The organism is Vibrio sp. 378 (assembly GCF_033339435.1).
In genome coordinates, this window is the sequence record NZ_JAWOUO010000930.1 from 1 (window position 1) to 569 (window position 569).

Here is a 569-nt window from a genome sequence, read left to right on the forward strand (position 1 = left end):
CGCAGCCGAGTACATACTGCAGCATGTTAGGCAGTGAGTTTGTGGTTGAAACGATGATTTGTGCCTCTTCAAGCTTTCTTAATGACTTAGTGTTGTGATTTGCTTCCTTCGCATTGGGTAGCAGCGTTGAGATCTTATAATTTATGTTATTATTGATTTCGTTTTTATGAGCAATGATGGCAACTCTTAAGTTCGAATCCTTTTTCAGAAGATCACGAAGATAATTATCAATGACATACGTTGTTTTCCCCGTCCCTGTTTCAGCAGAGATAACATTAACTCGGTTTAACGATAAGTCGATGTTGTTTAAACAGGAAACCGTCTTTGCTTCTGAAAAGTTCAGGGACAGAGTGATCGCTTCATTCTCCTTTAGCCTGACGGAGCGTAAACGCTGATTGATCTCATCGTCACTGATTTCAAAGAATGTTGAAGCAAAAGACTTCACAACATCAATAGATGCAGTAGACGTTTGCACAGCTTGTCTGAGCAGCTTGAACGCATGTTCTATCAACTCATCATTGTTGATGTCTAGCTTACATGCCTGAGACGTTAAGTAGACTTCTTGAAAT

1 protein-coding gene is annotated in these 569 nt (G+C 39.9%); it reads right to left on the bottom strand.

Annotation, left to right across the window (positions count from 1 at the left end):
• Positions 1–569 (bottom strand): DEAD/DEAH box helicase family protein (locus R7Q48_RS29665; RefSeq protein WP_318133955.1); only part of this gene is annotated, 569 nt, incomplete at both ends.